The organism is Mucilaginibacter panaciglaebae (assembly GCF_039539265.1).
GTDB classification, from domain to species: domain Bacteria; phylum Bacteroidota; class Bacteroidia; order Sphingobacteriales; family Sphingobacteriaceae; genus Mucilaginibacter; species Mucilaginibacter panaciglaebae.
This window is the reverse complement of record NZ_BAABCV010000005.1, coordinates 109569-127232: the sequence shown is the minus strand read 5'-3', so window position 1 is coordinate 127232 and position 17664 is coordinate 109569. Positions and strand designations below refer to the sequence as shown.

Annotated in this window: 17 protein-coding genes; 8 read left to right on the top strand and 9 right to left on the bottom strand. The window is 44.7% G+C overall.

The window, feature by feature from the left end; all coding sequences use genetic code 11:
* Window positions 1-5: 5 nt before the first annotated feature.
* The gene (locus tag ABD772_RS08325; protein ID WP_345102781.1) at window positions 6-803 is read right to left on the bottom strand and encodes a glycosyltransferase family 2 protein; all 798 of its coding nucleotides are present in this window, start codon (window positions 801-803) and stop codon (window positions 6-8) included.
* A gap of 227 nt (window positions 804-1030) precedes the next feature.
* Here ABD772_RS08325 and ABD772_RS08320 point away from each other — a divergent pair, with 227 nt between their 5' ends.
* Genes ABD772_RS08320 through ABD772_RS08300 form a run of 5 tightly spaced genes read left to right on the top strand, consistent with a single transcriptional unit; the run spans window position 1031 to window position 4899 of the window.
* The gene (locus tag ABD772_RS08320) at window positions 1031-1669 is read left to right on the top strand and encodes an RNA polymerase sigma factor (protein WP_345102779.1); all 639 of its coding nucleotides are present in this window, start codon (window positions 1031-1033) and stop codon (window positions 1667-1669) included.
* Window positions 1666-2946: a hypothetical protein gene (locus ABD772_RS08315; protein WP_345102777.1), complete on the top strand. Its 1281-nt coding sequence runs from the start codon at window positions 1666-1668 to the stop codon at window positions 2944-2946. Before ABD772_RS08320 ends, ABD772_RS08315 begins: the two co-directional genes overlap by 4 nt.
* Window positions 2947-2949: 3 nt before the next feature.
* Entirely contained in the window at window positions 2950-3492 is a 543-nt protein-coding gene (locus ABD772_RS08310; RefSeq protein WP_345102775.1) for a YceI family protein, read from the top strand.
* Window positions 3493-3514: 22 nt separating this feature from the next.
* Window positions 3515-4435: a DUF5777 family beta-barrel protein gene (locus ABD772_RS08305; RefSeq protein ID WP_345102773.1), complete on the top strand. Its 921-nt coding sequence runs from the start codon at window positions 3515-3517 to the stop codon at window positions 4433-4435.
* 26 nt (window positions 4436-4461) lie between these two features.
* Window positions 4462-4899: a QcrA and Rieske domain-containing protein gene (locus tag ABD772_RS08300; protein ID WP_345102771.1), complete on the top strand. Its 438-nt coding sequence runs from the start codon at window positions 4462-4464 to the stop codon at window positions 4897-4899.
* A gap of 64 nt (window positions 4900-4963) precedes the next feature.
* Here the strand turns inward: ABD772_RS08300 and ABD772_RS08295 are convergent, their stop codons facing one another.
* On the bottom strand, window positions 4964-5518 hold the full coding sequence (locus ABD772_RS08295; RefSeq protein ID WP_345102769.1) for an arylesterase: 555 nt from the start codon (window positions 5516-5518) through the stop codon (window positions 4964-4966).
* Window positions 5519-5674: 156 nt separating this feature from the next.
* Between ABD772_RS08295 and ABD772_RS08290 the strand changes: the two genes are divergently transcribed.
* The 3 genes from ABD772_RS08290 (at window position 5675) to ABD772_RS08280 (ending at window position 9221) form a co-directional block, all read left to right on the top strand.
* On the top strand, window positions 5675-6205 hold the full coding sequence (locus tag ABD772_RS08290; protein WP_345102767.1) for an OmpA family protein: 531 nt from the start codon (window positions 5675-5677) through the stop codon (window positions 6203-6205).
* Between the two features lie 138 nt (window positions 6206-6343).
* Complete coding sequence (locus ABD772_RS08285) at window positions 6344-6817, top strand: ribonuclease H-like YkuK family protein (RefSeq protein WP_345102765.1); 474 nt, start codon at window positions 6344-6346, stop codon at window positions 6815-6817.
* A gap of 184 nt (window positions 6818-7001) precedes the next feature.
* Window positions 7002-9221, top strand: coding sequence for a transferrin receptor-like dimerization domain-containing protein (locus ABD772_RS08280; RefSeq protein ID WP_345102763.1), 2220 nt, complete (start codon window positions 7002-7004; stop codon window positions 9219-9221).
* Window positions 9222-9451: 230 nt separating this feature from the next.
* On the opposite strand, the gene cysM is transcribed toward ABD772_RS08280, so the two are convergent.
* The 7 genes from cysM to accC form a co-directional block, all read right to left on the bottom strand.
* Window positions 9452-10324 (bottom strand): cysteine synthase CysM, encoded by an 873-nt coding sequence (gene cysM / locus ABD772_RS08275; RefSeq protein ID WP_345102761.1) that lies wholly within the window; start codon window positions 10322-10324, stop codon window positions 9452-9454.
* 1 nt (window position 10325) lies between these two features.
* On the bottom strand, window positions 10326-11135 hold the full coding sequence (epsC, locus tag ABD772_RS08270; RefSeq protein ID WP_345102759.1) for a serine O-acetyltransferase EpsC: 810 nt from the start codon (window positions 11133-11135) through the stop codon (window positions 10326-10328).
* 118 nt (window positions 11136-11253) lie between these two features.
* Window positions 11254-13230, bottom strand: coding sequence for an alpha-ketoacid dehydrogenase subunit alpha/beta (locus tag ABD772_RS08265; RefSeq protein WP_345102757.1), 1977 nt, complete (start codon window positions 13228-13230; stop codon window positions 11254-11256).
* A 216-nt stretch (window positions 13231-13446) separates the two neighbouring features.
* Window positions 13447-14832, bottom strand: coding sequence for a LutB/LldF family L-lactate oxidation iron-sulfur protein (locus tag ABD772_RS08260; RefSeq protein WP_345102755.1), 1386 nt, complete (start codon window positions 14830-14832; stop codon window positions 13447-13449).
* 86 nt (window positions 14833-14918) lie between these two features.
* On the bottom strand, window positions 14919-15353 hold the full coding sequence (gene rpiB, locus ABD772_RS08255; RefSeq protein WP_345102753.1) for a ribose 5-phosphate isomerase B: 435 nt from the start codon (window positions 15351-15353) through the stop codon (window positions 14919-14921).
* Window positions 15354-15378: 25 nt separating this feature from the next.
* Window positions 15379-16233 carry a twin-arginine translocase subunit TatC gene (gene tatC, locus ABD772_RS08250; RefSeq protein ID WP_345102751.1) on the bottom strand — a complete coding sequence of 285 codons (855 nt, stop codon included), beginning with the start codon at window positions 16231-16233 and terminating at the stop codon, window positions 15379-15381.
* 67 nt (window positions 16234-16300) lie between these two features.
* The gene (gene accC / locus ABD772_RS08245) at window positions 16301-17641 is read right to left on the bottom strand and encodes an acetyl-CoA carboxylase biotin carboxylase subunit (protein WP_345102749.1); all 1341 of its coding nucleotides are present in this window, start codon (window positions 17639-17641) and stop codon (window positions 16301-16303) included.
* Window positions 17642-17664: the final 23 nt, after the last annotated feature.

Genomic DNA, 17664 nt, shown 5'->3' with positions numbered 1-17664 from the left:
TGAAGTTAATACTCCACAGCCAGTTCAGGCCTAAGGTATTTCTTTTTCTTTTGGCCGTTTTCTAACCTGAGCAGGTAGTGGTATTTCAGCCATTTGTTTTTATAAGTAATGAGGGCTATATCCAGGCCTTCTCTTCCATCTAAAAATCCCCCGTACAAAACATATGTCTTTACAAAGCTGAATATTGGTGATAGATACAGGTTTATAATATTAGCTTTTTTCCCATTGTTCAGATACTTCTCTGCGCTTAGGCGTGCGTAGAAAAGTGCTTTAGTATAGCATTCACGGTGGTCTTTTACCGAGTAATGATGCATATAGCCGTCCAATCGTTGCATTTGGGTGCCCTCGGGCAGTAACAACGTTTCATGCACATTAGAACTGCACCACTTAACCCGTGTACGGTTAAACAGGCGGATATGGTGATCTCGTCCCCAGGCGCCGTAACGTATTAGTTTTTTTCCAAAGTAAGATTTAAACCGAACGTCATAAACCACTGTCGGGTCATCTAATTTCAGGCTATGCAGAGAAAGTATCAGCTCCAGGTCGGCAATCTCATCAGCATCTAAGCTTAAAATCCAATTGTACTTAGCCAGCACGATACCTTTATTTTTATTGGCTCCATAACCGTCCCAATTACACTGGTAAAAGCGGCAGCCCTGAGTAATAGCAATATTGCTGGTCTCGTCGGTACTATAATTATCTATAATAATAATATCGTCAGTGATCAATTTTGCAGCTGCAATACACTCGCCTATTGCTTCAGCCTCATTTTTGGTTATAATAACTATTGATAATGGAACCATTTTAGTATCGTTATTCTTGTTTTATCACAGGTGTTTACCTGAAACACGAACCACAATACTAAAAGGTTGCCTATGCTTTTAAAATTTACATAGTCAGCGCCATTTTTTTATTATATACAATTCGATTTTTTTAAATAAATTTATTGATCAGGGCAACCTTTCATTGTTAATTAACGTGATGCTAATAATTAACGGATAAAGTCACCCAGGCAACTATTATTAACCCAATGGGCGAAAAAGAGTTACACCAACTGATTAATGGCTGTTTAAAACAGGACAGGAAATGTCAGAAAATGCTGTATAAAGCATTTTACGGCTTCTCTATGGCTATCTGTTTACGCTATGCCGGCGATAGGGATGAAGCAGCCGAGGTGATGAACCAGGGATTTTTTAAGGTGTTCACTAAAATAGAATCGTATGACACATCGCGGCCGTTTAAAGCCTGGCTGGGTCGGATTATGACTAATGTGTCGATTGATTATTATAGGGCAAACCTTAAAATGGCTTATACCGAAGATCTGGAACAAGCAGAGCATGTTTATGACTCAAGTGTAGCCACAGATAATAATTTAAATTATAATGATCTGCTGGCTATGGTACAAAAGCTGCCGCAGGGGTACCGCACGGTATTTAACCTGTTTGCCATAGACGGCTACTCGCATGAGGAGATTGCCGAAATGCTGAACATCAACATCGGCACCTCAAAATCAAATCTGTTTAAAGCGAGGCAAAAATTAAAGCAGATGATCCTGGATGCAGATCAATCCGGTAATTATTCAAACGGCGTGGGTTTTACACCTGTGATGGCTATCAATGCGGCCAGCGTTTCGCCGGTATTTTATAGTAATAAAGGTATTAGGGAATGAAAAAAGAACAGAGCATAGATGATATCTTCAAACACAGTCTTCAGGACCCGGTTAATGAACCGGCGTTCAGAGAAAGTGATTGGGATAACTTCGAGAACATGCTTGAACAGGGGAAGCATCGTGGGAAGGTTTTCTGGCTGCCTGTTTTGGGCAGCGTTGCAGCAGTGTTGCTTGCATTTTTTGGCTGGTGGCTGTTTGCGCCGCAGGCTGATACTACAGTGCAAAATAAACAGCAGGTAGCTGTTAATAAAACAACAAGAGCACAAGCTCCTGCCGCTGCCACGCACCAGCAACAAGTAGTCGTAAACAGTCAACCCGCCGCGCATCCAACCCCATCATCAAATGCTAAGGCTGCAAACGCGCCGGCTATTGAAAAAAGCACCGCTCAACCAACCAGGGTGCAGCGGCAGTATTTAGCCGGCCTTAACAAAGCCAATGGCGCAGCATCGTCAAACGGTAAAAAGCAAAGGTTAGATGCACCTGCATTTAACAATAATTTGGCGGCCGACAGCACAAGGTCTTACCTGGCAATAGCACCTTTAAGCACCGGTGCAATTACTATCAATGACATATCAGGCGCAAATCCGGAGGTGTTGACTAAGCCGTCAAGAACGGGCATAAATGCGGTGGCTATTGCGTCGCCTGCACAGTCGGCAAAGACTAAAACCAGTATTGCTTTCAAGCCCCAATATGCATTAAGTGTACTGGCAGCTTCAGAGGTTAACGGCGTAGGCTCATTTCAATCTACCAGCCCGGGTACTAATGTCGGATTATTGTTTACAGTAGGCGTTAAGAAGTTCTTTGTCAGCACCGGCGCCACTTATTCAACCAAGCCATACTCTTTGCCATTTAGCGCGTATCATACCGCTTATAAATTTAGATATGACCCCCAGACTGTAACTGCAGACTGCCGGGTATTGGACATCCCGATAAACGTTGGCTATCAGTTGCTTAACAAATCGGGTAACAAGATTGGTATTGGTACAGGTATATCTTCATACATCATGATGCATGAAAGCTACAAGTATGACTATGGCGACACGCCATATCCAGGTCCGTCATCTTATGCGGTTAAGGGGAAGGGCAAATATTTTTTCAGCATCATGAACTTGCAGGCAAGTTATGAGCGCAAAGTGAACTCTAAAGTGGGTTTAAGTTTGACACCTTATTTAAAGTTACCATTGTCAGACATCGGCTATAGCCAGGTTAAGGTGCAAACCTTTGGTGTAGCGGTAGGGCTTAACTGGAACATTAATTCGCTAACAAAACCTAAGTAAAACATGAAACATATCAGTATTATTTTACTCGCCTGGATGAGCTTATTCCAGACGGGACAGGGACTTTACATGTGTAAGAATGCCGAGATCAGTCTCTTTTCAAGTGCTCCTATCGAAGATATAGCAGCTAAAACCAGCTCCGGGCAATCGGTTTATAACTCCGGTACCGGCGACCTGGTTTTCAGCGTAGCAATCAACACATTCAAGTTCCCAAAATCATTAATGCAAGAGCATTTTAACAGCGATTACCTGGAAAGCGATAAATACCCGCACGCGACATTTAAAGGTAAGATACAAGAGCACCCGGACCTGACTAAGAATGGCACTTATCCCATTACCGTTACCGGGGTGCTCGATGTACATAATGTAAAACAAAACCGTACCATACCGGGTACTCTGACTGTCAACAACGGCACCATCACCATGAAATCAGAATTTATGGTTAAATGCGTCGATCATCACATTGATATACCCCGACTGGTGTTTCACAACATCGCCGAAAGCATTAAAATGAATGTTACTGCCACCTATACGGCAGCCAAATAAGTTAAACACAATTATCACGACAATGAAAAAACACATCGTATTAGTAGCCGCACTTGCACTGACCATCGGTGCAAAGGCACAAGAAAAATCGGCAGCTGATTCTTTAATGAGCGCCATGAGTAAAGATGAAAAACCGGTCCCGGTAGCCATTTTTAAATCTTCCCGGCTGGTGCTGTCTCAAACTACCGAGATGGTTAAAAAAAATGAGTTTAATTTTCAGATCATTCACCGCTTTGGCGACATAGCCGGTGCTAATGGTGGTGGATCGACCGCATTTGGCATAGATAGGGTTAATGATGTTTTTTTTGGATTTGAATATGGCGTGAGCGACAACTTTAATGTCGACCTCGGGCGCAGTACCATAGGGCAATTAATACAGTTGGAATTAAAGTGGGCCTTAGTTCACCAAATATCCGATGGCAGCTCGCCACTGGCGGTTACCTTGTTGGGCGAGGCCGGTGCGCAGCCATACCAGGGCGCAACGTTTCCTACTTTTAGCAGCAGATTATCGTACTTTGCCCAGGTAATTATAGCGCATAAATTTGCTTCGGCTGTTTCCCTGCAGGTGGCACCAAGCTACCTTCGTCAAAACACCCCATTCCCGATAAGTCCTGCTAATAACGAGCAATCGTTTTTCTCATTGCAAGCCGCCGCGCGTATAAAGCTGACCAATCATACCGGGTTTATTATTGATTATGCCCATCCTTTTTCTAACTTCAGAAGCGACACTTATAGCTTCAAAGACCCCCTCGGCTTTGGCTATGAGGTTGAAACCGGAGGACACGTATTTACAGTAAATATTACCAATGCCAATTCTGTTGCTGAAATGAATATGCTAAGCAGGTCGCAGCAACGTTACTCAAGAGGTCAGTACCGTATTGGTTTCACCATTTCGCGCATGTTTGACTTTAGCGGCAAGCATAAAAAAATGAAAGAAGAATAACAACAGTTACCCTCTATAAAACTAACATGGAACGTAATGAATTTTTAACCAAACTGGGTATCGGCACCCTTGCAGTGTGTATGGGTTGCAGCGTAGTATCATGCAGTAAAAGTGGCAGTCCCGGCCCTTCGGGCGGCAATAATAATCCGCCGGCAACAGGCACGACAGTTGATATTGACTTGAATTCGTCTCTAAAAAACATTGGCGACCAGTCAGTAAGCAACGGCATTATCATTGTACGACTGGCTGGTGGGAATGTAGTAAGTTCATTCACCGCGGTACAAGTAGCCTGTACACATGAAGGAACATCCATTAATTATAACAACAGCCAGGGAATATTCATTTGCCCCCTCCATGGAAGCGAGTTTAGTAAAACCGGCGCCTTGATACAAGGGCCCGCAACGCGCGCCCTTAAGCGATACACCATAGCTATAACTGGCACTACGTTAACTGTTACTGTATAAAAAACTGCCATTGCGATCTAAGCGCAGCAATTCTTATTTAGCTGCGCCATTGCTCGCAATGGCATTACAACAAGCTTTTTATTACCGGCCAAACATTTTCAGCTATAACCTTATAGCCTTCGGCTGATGGATGCAGGCCATCCTGCAGGTTCAAATGCCGTTTCCCGGCAACGCCTTCCAGGTAAAATGGCACAAAAGGCAGCTGATGACCGTGTGCCAAATCCCTGTATATATTACTAAATGCTTCTACTCTTGAGTTAGTCAGGAACCTCGGTAGTTGCATTCCCATTAAAGCTATTTTTACTTGTGGATATTTCTCTTTAACACGGTCTATGATCTGTATTAGGTTTTGTTTGGTCATGCTTACCGGCACACCTCGTATTGCGTCATTTAATCCGAGCTCTAAAACAAAAACATCAACCGGCCGGCTTAACCAATAGTCCAGCCGGCTTAAACCACCGTAGGTAGTGTCTCCGCTCAATCCGGCATTGATTGCTTTATACTGTAGCCCCAATGCCTCTATTTTTTGTTGTATCAATGCCGGAAGTGACTCATTGTGTACATTTACTAAGCCGTATCCCGCTGTCAGGCTGTCGCCAAAAAATATAATGTTCTTCATTTACATAAAGATTAACCAACAAAATGTTTATTTGTTGATAACGTTGTCTTTAGCCTCAAACAATATTAAAATATCTTAGCCGCCGATTATTAACTAGTGTATTATTTACAATATCGGTTCTTAAAGCCCGTTTTAAACCAAACAATCCATTACATTATGAAATTTGTAAAAGTTCTTTCTTTATCCGTTTCCGTATTATCAGTCATGATTTTGTTAGATGCCTGTAAGGCAAAAAAACCAAAGCCGGTTGCGGCTGCTCCTGTTGAAACCGAAGCTATGACGCCCGCTCCGGCACCAAAACCCGCACCTGCTCCTGCTCAAAAACCGACCCCTGCGCCTGTTCCTGAAAAACCAAACTATAACTTTGCCAACATACAATTTGAATTTAACTCAGGCATTCTGAAAACCGAATCTTACCCAAGATTGGACAAAGCGGCTGCCGAGATGAAAAAAGATCCAACCGTAAAATTTGTGCTTAATGGACATGCCTCTGCCGAAGGCACCGACGCGCACAATATGGCTTTGTCTGTTGAAAGAGCAAATTCAGTAAAAACGTACCTGGTTAACTCAGGCGTAAGCGGCGACAATTTGATTGTTAAAGGCTATGGTGACAAAAAGCCCATCGCCGACAACAACACCGAACCGGGCCGTGCGAGAAACCGCCGCGTTGAGATTAAAAAACAGTAGGTTTTTGTCCTGATTATTTGTTAACCTGTTGATATATAGGCAAAATGTTAACAAATAAATCATCATAAGGTAAACGTTTTATGCTGTATTGTGCTTTATCTTTAAGATATGCATTAACTTATACTAAAAACGTACTTTATGACATGGAGAAAATTTAGCGGAGAAGTCATCCAATCGCCCATTATTGAAGAAGTTGAAAAAACCATTGAGCGCGAAACCTTGCAAGGCAACAAGCTCAAAGTATGCATCGGTACCGACTCGCAGGTAAAGGGAGCCATTACTGACTTTGCTACTGTTATTGTTTTTTTACGCGAAGGCCGCGGCGGATTTATGTACATCCACCAGGAGCGTACCGGGCAAAAAATGAGTATCAAAGAACGCATGCTTACCGAGGTACAAAAGTCGATTGACATTTCATACAAACTTTGCGACTTGCTTGACCTGTATGATGTTGATCTGGAGGTACACGCAGATATTAATACTAACCCCATGTTTAAATCAAACCAGGCGCTGCATGAAGCAATGGGTTACATTTTAAGCATGGGTTTTGTATTTAAAGCCAAACCCGAAGCGTTTGCCAGTTCATGCTGCGCCAATAAAATGGTACAGTAGATCATTACAGCACTACACTAAATTGGAATGAAGCAGCAGCTTTAACTGCGCTATCATGAAAGAGATTGCCCGGCAGACCTGATTTACCGGATAAGTCGCCTCTAATCTATCTCGCCGTTTTCTAATCTTGCTCCTCAGGCAAAAATTACCTACCTTAATTGCGCACAACAACCGCCTCACATCCATGAAGAAATTATTTGCGTTTAGTCTTATCGCTTTTGGCGCCACCTATGCAAATGCCCAGGACAACCCTTTAATGGGTTTCACGTCCAACTCGTCGGCTAAACAATTACAAACCGAGCAGCAATTTGATCAATCTATCAGCTCAGAACGAATCAGCGCTACACTTAAAGACTTGTCAGCCTATCCGCATCATTTAGGTTCGCCGGGTGGTAAAGTGGTTGCTGAAAAGATATTGAAAAAATTTAAATCGTATGGGTTTGATGCCCATTTGCAGCCATACAAAGTATTGTTTCCGACACCGAAAACGCGATTACTCGAAATGACCGCCCCTACCAGGTTTATAGCCGGCCTGAAAGAGAATCCGTTGGTTGAAGACCCAACGACAGACCAGAACGGGCAGTTGCCTACTTACAACGCCTGGAGCGCTGATGGTGATGTGACCGGTCAGTTAGTGTTTGTGAACTATGGCTTACCAGACGACTATGATATGCTGGCCAGCATGGGCATTGATGTAAAAGGAAAGATCGTAATTGCCAAGTACGGTAAATCTTGGCGTGGCATTAAGCCTAAGGTAGCTTACGAGCATGGTGCTATTGGCTGTATCATTTATTCCGACCCGAAAGATGACGGCTATTTTGCCGGTGATGTTTATCCCAAAGGCGCATTTAAAAACGAAACCGGCGTACAACGTGGTTCGGTAATGGATATGGTGATCTATCCCGGCGATCCGCTGACACCGAATATCGGCTCGACCGATAAGGCGAAACGGCTGGACAGAAAAGAGGCTGTTACAATATTGAAAATACCGGTGTTGCCTATCAGCTATAAAGACGCTCAACCTTTACTAACCGCACTGGAAGGCCCGGTAGCACCTGCCGAATGGCGCGGAGCATTGCCGTTTACCTATCATGTAGGCCCGGGTAAGGCCGTTGTGCATTTAAAACTGGAATTTAACTGGGATTTGGTGACGGCTTATGATGTCATTGCCAAAATAAAAGGCTCTACTTATCCTGATGAATGGGTAATGCGTGGTAATCATCATGACGGTTGGGTAAATGGGGCCGACGATCCGCTAAGCGGACAAACTGCTATGCTTGACGAAGCCAAAGCTATAGGCGACCTGCTCAAAACCGGCTGGAAACCTAAACGCAGCATTGTTTATTGCGCCTGGGACGGCGAGGAGCCGGGGCTGCTAGGCTCGACCGAGTATGTGGAAGACCATGACAAAGAGCTGCAGCAAAAAGCAGTAGTGTATATTAACTCGGATGACATATCACGCGGGTTTTATCATGCCGGCGGCTCACATGCATTGGAGAACTTTATCGGCGAGGTATCAAAAAGCGTAATTGATCCGGAAACTAAAGTGACCGTGGGCGAAAGGAGCAAGGCACATGATCTGGCTAATGCAAGCTCGGTAAAAGCACGTAAAGAGATCCTGGACCGTAAAGTTGAACCCATTGATGCGCTGGGTTCAGGCTCAGACTTTTCGTCGTTTCTACAGCACTTAGGCGTGCCTACGCTGGATATAGGGTATGGCGGAGAAGGCACTGGCGGAGAATACCATTCTATTATTGATTCTTATACCGATTATAATCGTTTTAAAGATCCTGGTTCTGTTTATAGCGCAGTATTGGCTAAAACCGTTGGTCATGCTGTACTGCGCATGGCCGATGCCGATGTTTTGCCATTTGATTTCAGAAACCTGTATACAACACTTGATGGCTACTGCAAAGAATTAGTAGAATTAGCTAACAATATGCGCGAAAGCACCGCTATGCAAAATCAGTTGTTAAAAACCAATATCTACAGGCTGGCAGCCGACCCCACCAAACACATGGATGCGCCACTTGCTAAATCAGAAGTGCCGGCTATTGATTTCTCGCCACTAACATCCGCGCTAGATGCATTAAAGGCAAGTGCCGGCAAACTGGCCAATAAAGTAGCTGCAGCCCCTGCGTCCGACACTGATCATAAATTATTAAATGAAATAGTTTACAAAGCCGAGCAACAGTTGCTGTCGCCGGCAGGTTTACCACGCCGCCCATGGTATCGGCACACTATTTATGCCCCCGGCTTTTATACCGGTTATGGCGTAAAAACGATGCCGGGCATCCGCGAAGCGATAGAACAACGTAATTGGGATGAAGTGAAACAGCAGATTGCTGCGGTATCGGCACGGATCGCCGCGCTGGCGCAGTATTTGGATAAAGCAGCCATGTGATCCACACTGATGTGGATCACTTTGATCACGTTAGATCGCCTTAAAAATAGAATCTATTGATAATCAGAAATTTATAAAAACCAAGGTTTTAGTTTGGATCACCTTGAATCACTTTTTCTGACTTACAGGTCTTGATTTTGAACCAATTTGGATCACTTAATTTTGTATCCGGGTTGGGTACGGAAAGCAGACGTAGCCGATGCTTCACTATCTCAGCATAACAAAAAATTTTACCCGAATAAATTACTGCTGAGGTAACGATCACCACGATCGCAGCAGATAAAGACGATAACGCCCTCTTTAAGTTCTTTAGCCAGCTCGATAGCTGCCGATAATGCTCCGCCGCTGCTCATGCCGGCAAACACACCTTCCTCGCGTGCGAATCTGCGGGCCATGTCCGTTGCGGCAGCTTCAGAAATATCCATTACACGGTCAACTCTTGAGGGGTCAAATATCTTTGGCAAATAAGCTTCAGGCCAGCGGCGTATGCCCGGTATTGAAGAGCCGTCGGTTGGCTGGCAGCCTATGATCTGTATGTTCTGATTAACTTCTTTTAAAAATTTTGAACAGCCCATAATGGTGCCGGTGGTACCCATAGCACTTACAAAGTGCGTTATCTTTTGCTCGGTATCGCGCCATATCTCGGGGCCGGTAGTTTTATAGTGCGCCATGTAATTATCATGGTTAGCAAACTGGTTCAGGATATAATAGCCCTGGTTAGCTGCTTTGTCTTCGGCGTAATCGCGGCAGGCTTCGATGCCATCCAGCAAGGTAACTTTGGCGCCGAAGGCTTCCATTGTCAATATACGTTCCTGCGTTGAGTTTGATGGCAATGCTATCTCAATTTCCAGTCCGTACAAACAAGCAATCATAGCTAACGCGATGCCTGTGTTACCACTGGTGGCTTCAATTAGTTTACTGCCCGGCTTGATGTCGCCCCGCTCTAAAGCGCTTCTGATCATGTTTAAAGCCGCACGGTCTTTCACACTTCCGCCCGGGTTATTGCCTTCCAGCTTGCCGTATATCTTAACGTTAGGATTTGGATTTAGTCGCTTTATTTCAACCAGCGGCGTATTACCGATCAACTCAATTAATGTTGCCATTTCAATCTTCGCTCTTTTTTAAAACCTTCACCGTTGAAGCGTGAAAAACACGCGAATGCGGTTCAACACTTTTGGTTAACCAAACATTCCCTCCGATGACACTGTCATGTCCTACTACTGTTTCGCCGCCTAAAATGGTAGCACCCGAATAGATCACCACATTATCCTCAACCGTTGGATGGCGTTTTGTGTTTGCCATGTATTTAGCAACGCTTAGTGCACCCAAAGTTACCCCCTGATATAACTTTACATTTTTACCAATGCGGGTAGTCTCGCCGATTACAATACCGGTACCGTGGTCAATGTAGAAATATTCGTCAATATGAGCGGCCGGATGTATGTCAATACCGGTTTTTGAATGCGCGTACTCGGTTAATATCCTCGGAATTATTGGAACGCCATGTACATATAAGCTATGCGCCAGGCGATAAAATGATATTGCGAAAAACCCCGGGTAAGTACGGATGACCTCAAATTCACTGCATGCAGCAGGGTCGCCATTAAAAATGGCTTCTATATCTGTATTAAGTACCCGGTATAATTCGGGTAAGCTGTTAAAAAAACCTTGCGCACGATGCTTGTTATCGCCCTCGGCACAGGCTTTGGTGCCTTCCATAATATGCAAAAGTTCATCCTGCAGCCTGGCAAACTCATCCTGCAATTGCCCTATAGAAATAAATACTTTCTTAGATTGTTCAGGGAACAACAAACGAATTACCTGCAAAGCCCAGGCGGTGATCTCTTTGTTAGAAGGTATTGCTTCAGCCTGTTGCTGCTTGTTTAATATCTGGCGATAAAATTCGTGGTTCATGGTGATATCCCCTTCAACTATTTGTGCATACAAGTTTATACAAAAATTTGTTGTTTATATGTAAAAACTGCGGATTTTGATCTGCAGGCACAACTGCGGATGTCTGCCTATGCACCAACTAATAATTCAGCAACTGCTGCATGGCCTTTTCAAGGCGCGATTTACCCAAAAATTGCTTCTCTAAATTTTTATCCATCGGCACCGGCGTATCCAGGCTGGCGCAGCGTATTACAGGGGCATACAGTTCAGAAAAACACTTCTCACCTATCACGGCAGCAACCTCGGCGCCGAAGCCGCTGGTTAGCGTATCTTCATGCAACACCAGCGCTCTATGCGTTTTATTTACACTGGCAATGACCGTAGCGCTATCCCATGGTTGCAGGCTGCGCAGATCAATAATCTCGATAGATTGATCCGGGTGCAAGCTCAGGTATTCAAGCGCCCAATGTACAGCGTAGCCATACGTAACAATAGTAGCCTGAGTGCCTTTTTTAACTATGCGAGCCTTGCCTATCTCTATAAATATTTCCCCTTCGGGCATCTCGCCGGTCAGATTACGATACAGGTATTTATGCTCAAAATACATCACCGGGTTGGGGTCGGCAATGGCCGACATAAGCAAGCCCTTGGCATCTGCCGGAAAAGCCGGATAAACCACTTTTAGCCCTGGGGTTTTAGTGAACCAGGCCTCATTACTCTGCGAGTGAAAGGGGCCGCCTGCGGTACCGGCACCGGTAGGCATACGTATTACTACATCAACATTTTGTCCCCATCGATAATGGGTTTTGGCCAGGTTATTTACCACCTGGGTAAAACCGCTGCTTACAAAATCGGCAAACTGCATTTCAACTATGGCTTTATAACCATTTAATGCCAGACCCATAGCGGCACCAATAACGCCCGATTCACAAAGGGGGGTATTGCGTACACGTTCTTTGCCGAAAAGCTCACTGAAATTTTCGGTTACTTTAAAAACACCGCCATATTCGGCAATATCCTGACCCATTATAACCAGGTTTGGATATTTGCTCATGGAGAGCAGCAGCCCATCGCGTATAGCATCAATAAATCGTACTATGTTTGATTTGGGCGAGAGTTTAAATGAAGGCCTGGCAAAAGGTCTGTACACATCGCCAAGCTCGGTAAAAATATTAGGCCGGATGTCTTTTTCGGCCAATACGCGGTCAATAACCGGGTCAATCTCTTTTAAAAATCCATCGCGCAAAAAGGGGATCCATTCCGGGCGAAGTACATTTTCGGCTATCAGAAAGTTTTCAAAACTATGCAGCGGATCCTTGTCCTGCCACTCGGCAATCAGTTCGGCAGGTACATATTTAGTGCCCGATGCTTCCTCATGCCCGCGTATCCTGAACGTCGTGCATTCTACAAGAACCGGCCGGGGCCTTTGGCGTATACTATGCGCAATCTCGCTGATTCCATAGTACATATCCAGGATATTGTTTCCGTTTAATTGCCGGCCCTCTATGCCATAGCCAATAGCCTTATCCGTCAGTTTTTTTGCGCGATACTGTTCCTGGGTAGGGGTAGACAGTGCATAAGCATTGTTCTCGATCAGGAAAATAACCGGCAAATTCCAAACTGCCGCAATGTTTACGGCCTCATGGAAATCGCCTTCGCTGGTGCCGCCCTCACCGGTAAACACCAGCGTGGTTTTTTTGCGGTCGGCCAATACATCGGCCAAAGCTATACCATCAGCCAGAGCCATTTGCGGGCCCAGGTGCGATATCATGCCGATAATTTTATGTTCCTGTGTACCGAAATGGAACGAGCGGTCGCGCCCCTTGGTGAAGCCGGATGCCTTACCCATCCATTGCCCCATTAAACGATGGAACGGGACACCCCGGGTAGTGAATACTCCCAAATTGCGATGCATAGGCAAGATATACTCGCCCTGCTCCATAGCCAGGGTAGCGCCAACGGCAATAGCCTCCTGACCAATGCCGGAAAACCACTTGCCAATGCGCCCCTGCCGCAGCAGGATCAACATTTTCTCTTCGATAACACGCGGGTATAGCAACTTCTTGTAAATTGCAATCAACGCGTTATCGTCCAGATTCTTCCGGTCAAAAATCATACATCAATTTAATCTGTTTGCACTGCCCCCAATATACAAGTTAAGAGGGCACCTAATTTAAGGAAGATAATCGCCGATGCAAAATGTAGAAGGCGGTTTTAATCGAAAGTGCTCAACAAAAAAATTGTCTGCTGCCCATGTTTCCACTTCAAGCAGCGTGAAAAAAATACAAGGTTGTCATATCTCCCTACGGTCGAGAGATGACATCAACATAACCTATTCCTGATTTTGATGACGCTCCTTCCATTGCTCGGTAAATGATTTTGGCGCAACGTGTGGCATGGCTTTATAATGCCCCCAGCTTTTCTTGAAGAAAGTTTTTAACAACTTGTTTTTGGTGCTACCGCTAAAAAAGTCCTCGAGCTTGCGGCTCAACATACCTTTTTTCCAGGCAAACCAACCCCATTTTTCGGTGGTTGGAGCATAGCCATCCTTTACTGCATCGCGGCGGTTAAGCAGCAGTATTTTGTGAATATCTATCTTAACCGGGCAAACCTCGGTGCATTTACCACAAAGGCTTGAGGCATAGCTCAGGTGCTTAAATTCTTCCATCCCTTTTAAATGCGGGGTGATGATAGAACCTATCGGCCCGCTATAGGAGGTGTTATAGGCGTGCCCGCCGATGTTTTTATAAACAGGGCAGCCATTTAAACAAGCACCGCAACGGATACAGTATAAGCCCTGTCGCTGCTCTTTTTGAGCCAGCAGGTTAGTGCGCCCGTTGTCCAGTAATATCACATACATCTCTTCGGGGCCATCAACCTCATCAGGCTGCCGGGGGCCGCTCAATACGGTGTTGTAAACGGTCAGGTTCTGGCCTGTCCCGTGGGTAGCCAGCATTGGCCAGTACAGATCAAGATCCGTCAGCGACGGGATAATTTTTTCAATACCCACTACAGCGATATGTATTTTAGGGAATGATGTACTCAAACGTGCATTACCCTCATTTTCTGAAAGGGCGATGCTGCCGGTGTCGGCAATTAAAAAGTTGCCGCCGGTTATACCGACTTCGGCTGTCACATATTTTTCGCGCAGCAGTTCGCGTGCTTTTTGGGTTAGTTGTTCGGGCGTTGAGTCGATAGGTGTACCAAAGCGCTCATGGAACAGTTTAGCAATATCTTCTTTCGACAAGTGCATAGCCGGCGTAACAATATGGTAAGGCTTTTGCCCCAGTAATTGTATAATATATTCGCCCAGATCGGTTTCAATAGATTCTACGCCGTGATGCTCCAGAAATTCGTTCAGTTCGATCTCCTCGGTCACCATCGACTTTGATTTTACAATCATTTTGGCGCCGGCCTTTTGAATAATGCTAAGTATCTCTTTATTGGCTTCCGCTGCATCGTTAGCCCAAATCACTTTACCGCCGCGCTTCTGAAAATTCGCCTCAAACTCGGGTAATACCTTGTCAAGGTTTTCCATCATTTTCCACTTCAACACATGGCCGCGGCGCTTAGCGTTCTCAAGGTTAATGATACGCGACAAGCCGCGATCAACCGCCGTATCATATTTATTGATATTGTAGTTGATGATGCGACGGTGGTTGATATCAAATGATTTGTTTTCTGAGTCGATCAGAAATTCCTCAGCTGTACTTGTCATGCTGCTAATTTATGAATTTACAATATAAAAAAAGCGACAGAGAAGTACCCTGCCGCTTTTTTTGAATAATATGTAAGAATAGCTTATTAATCGCATGCTATTTTGTTAACTCTGCGCGCATGCCGGCCGCCTTCAAATTTGGTGGTAAAGAATATTTCGACAATTTTTTTAGCCTGATCTTCCGTCACAAAGTTTGACGGTATACATAATATGTTGGCATCAGTATGGCTGCGGGCGGGCTCGGTAACCGCCTCATTATAGCATAATGCAGCGCGAATGCCCTGATGTTTGTTAGCCGCTATGGCTACGCCATTGGCACTACCGCAGATCAATATGCCGTAATCAAACTCGCTATTTTCAACTGCCGTTGCTACCGGGTGAGCAAAGTCGGTATAGTCGCATGATTCTTTGGAGAAAGTACCGAAATCTTTCACGCCTTCGCCCAATAAGGGCAATAAAGCATTTTTCAGTTCGAACCCGGCGTGATCTGCGCCGATTGCAATTTTTAATCCTTCAATCATGATTATAAGGTGGGGTGATAATGATCTATGAATTCATCAGTTCATCGTGAGCCCTGGCACGACGTTTCTCGACTACCGACGCCACCACAATGCCTACCTCATACAAAACAAATAACGGAAGGGTGGCAATCATAGTGGTTAAAAAGTCGGGCGATGGCGAAATGATCGCACCGACGATCAGCAAGATCACTACGGCATAACGACGGGTTCTTTTCATGAAAGTACCGGTGAGGATACCAATTGATGCCAGAATATAAATGAATATCGGCAACTCAAAAACAATACCTATAATTAAGGTAATGGTAGCTACCATAGATAAGTATGAACTTACGGTAAACTCATTTTTAATAGTATCGCTTACCTCATAATTAGCCAGGAAAGCAATCGATTCAGGCGCAATGACATAATAGCCAAATAAGATACCCAGCAAAAACAGCATCGATGCATAAAACACAAAGCCGCTTGCTGCTTTCCGTTCTTTTTCTAATAACGCCGGTTTAATAAAGCGCCATATCTCCCACAAAATGTATGGTATAGACAGAATAATACCAATCAACACCGATGAATTGATCTGCAGCATAAACTGGCCGGCAACTTCGGTATTAATAATCACGGCATTGAACTTGGTGATGCAAAAGCCTTCGCCCAACTTACACATCATTCTGTAGGTCCAGAAATCAGGGCGGAAAGGCCCCATGATGTAATTGTTAAAGATGTAATCGTAGTTAAAAAAAGCAACTAACGCCAATACCACAACAGCGATAGCGGCGCGTATTAAATGCCATCTTAAAGCCTCCAAATGGTCAAAGAATGACATTTCGGCTTCAAGACTTTTACCTTTATCCTTTATTGCTTTTACTAACTTATTATCGTCGCTCATTGATATTACCGGAGGCTATAACGCTGCCGGGCGCAATTTAGTTCTTATTTAGATTAATACTTTAAAATTATTCAGCATACTCAAACGTCTCCATGAACTTGGTAGTAAAGTTACCGGCACGGAAGTTTGGATCTTTCAATAATTTCAAGTGGAAAGGTATAGTAGTTTTAATACCCTCGATAACAAACTCGCTTAACGCGCGCTCCATGGTGCTCAGGGCTTCTTCGCGGGTTTGAGCCACGCAGATAACCTTGGCAATCATTGAGTCGTAGTTTGGCGGGATAGTATAACCGCTATACACATGTGTGTCAACACGTACACCATGACCACCTGGCGAGTGGAAGTTGGTTATCCTACCGGGCGATGGGCGGAAATTGTTAAACGGATCTTCGGCGTTGATACGGCATTCAATGGCGTGCATTGTTGGTTCGTAATTTTTACCTGAGATTGGGATACCGGCCGCAACTTTAATTTGCTCTTTTATCAAGTCGAAGTTAATCACCTCTTCTGTAACCGGGTGCTCCACCTGGATACGGGTATTCATTTCCATAAAGTAGAAGTTGCGGTCTTTATCAACCAAAAATTCTACAGTACCTGCTCCTTCATATTTAACCGCTTTGGCGCCTTTAATAGCAGCCTCTCCCATTTTTTTACGCAGCTTTTCGGTCATAAACGGCGATGGCGCCTCTTCAACCAACTTTTGGTGACGGCGCTGGATAGAGCAATCACGCTCAGACAGGTGGCAAACCTTACCGTACTGATCGCCTACTACCTGTATTTCAATGTGGCGGGGATCCTGAACGTATTTTTCCAGGTACATACCGTCGTTACCAAAAGCAGCACCAGACTCAGCACGTGCCGAGTCCCAGGCAGCTTCAAACTCTTCGTCTTTCCATACCACGCGCATACCGCGGCCACCACCACCGGCGGTAGCTTTCAGAATAACCGGATAACCAATTTTTTTAGAAATTGCGATACCTTGTTTAACATCGCTTAACAAACCTTCAGAACCGGGGATAGTTGGCACACCCGCTTTTTTCATGGTTTCTTTAGCCGATGCTTTATCGCCCATAGCATTGATCTGCTCGGCAGTAGCGCCTATAAACTTGATGCCGTACTCGGCACAAATGGCCGAGAATTTAGCATTCTCTGACAAGAAACCATAACCCGGATGGATAGCATCGGCGTTGGTGAGCTCGGCAGCTGATATTAAGTTTGGAATATTTAAATAGGAATCTTTGCTTGGTGGCGGGCCAATACAAACAGCCTCATCAGCAAAACGTACGTGAAGACTGTCACGGTCGGCAGTAGAATATACAGCAACCGTTTTAATACCCATTTCTTTACAGGTGCGGATTATGCGCAGGGCAATTTCGCCACGATTAGCTATTAATATTTTTTTAAACATGTTTTTTTAGTTAAGTAGTGATT

Excerpts from the sequence above, each read along its gene's own strand:
- rpiB (WP_345102753.1), bottom strand. The coding sequence starts at position 15,353 with ATGATTGAAGGATTAAAAATTGCAATCGGCGCAGATCACGCCGGGTTC.
- accC (WP_345102749.1), bottom strand. The coding sequence starts at position 17,641 with ATGTTTAAAAAAATATTAATAGCTAATCGTGGCGAAATTGCCCTGCGC.
- ABD772_RS08290 (WP_345102767.1), top strand. The coding sequence starts at position 5,675 with ATGAAATTTGTAAAAGTTCTTTCTTTATCCGTTTCCGTATTATCAGTC.
- ABD772_RS08300 (WP_345102771.1), top strand. The coding sequence starts at position 4,462 with ATGGAACGTAATGAATTTTTAACCAAACTGGGTATCGGCACCCTTGCA.
- ABD772_RS08305 (WP_345102773.1), top strand. The coding sequence starts at position 3,515 with ATGAAAAAACACATCGTATTAGTAGCCGCACTTGCACTGACCATCGGT.
- ABD772_RS08325 (WP_345102781.1), bottom strand. The coding sequence starts at position 803 with ATGGTTCCATTATCAATAGTTATTATAACCAAAAATGAGGCTGAAGCA.
- ABD772_RS08295 (WP_345102769.1), bottom strand. The coding sequence starts at position 5,518 with ATGAAGAACATTATATTTTTTGGCGACAGCCTGACAGCGGGATACGGC.
- ABD772_RS08265 (WP_345102757.1), bottom strand. The coding sequence starts at position 13,230 with ATGATTTTTGACCGGAAGAATCTGGACGATAACGCGTTGATTGCAATT.
- ABD772_RS08315 (WP_345102777.1), top strand. The coding sequence starts at position 1,666 with ATGAAAAAAGAACAGAGCATAGATGATATCTTCAAACACAGTCTTCAG.
- tatC (WP_345102751.1), bottom strand. The coding sequence starts at position 16,233 with ATGAGCGACGATAATAAGTTAGTAAAAGCAATAAAGGATAAAGGTAAA.
- cysM (WP_345102761.1), bottom strand. The coding sequence starts at position 10,324 with ATGGCAACATTAATTGAGTTGATCGGTAATACGCCGCTGGTTGAAATA.
- ABD772_RS08310 (WP_345102775.1), top strand. The coding sequence starts at position 2,950 with ATGAAACATATCAGTATTATTTTACTCGCCTGGATGAGCTTATTCCAG.
- epsC (WP_345102759.1), bottom strand. The coding sequence starts at position 11,135 with ATGAACCACGAATTTTATCGCCAGATATTAAACAAGCAGCAACAGGCT.
- ABD772_RS08260 (WP_345102755.1), bottom strand. The coding sequence starts at position 14,832 with ATGACAAGTACAGCTGAGGAATTTCTGATCGACTCAGAAAACAAATCA.
- ABD772_RS08285 (WP_345102765.1), top strand. The coding sequence starts at position 6,344 with ATGACATGGAGAAAATTTAGCGGAGAAGTCATCCAATCGCCCATTATT.
- ABD772_RS08280 (WP_345102763.1), top strand. The coding sequence starts at position 7,002 with ATGAAGAAATTATTTGCGTTTAGTCTTATCGCTTTTGGCGCCACCTAT.
- ABD772_RS08320 (WP_345102779.1), top strand. The coding sequence starts at position 1,031 with ATGGGCGAAAAAGAGTTACACCAACTGATTAATGGCTGTTTAAAACAG.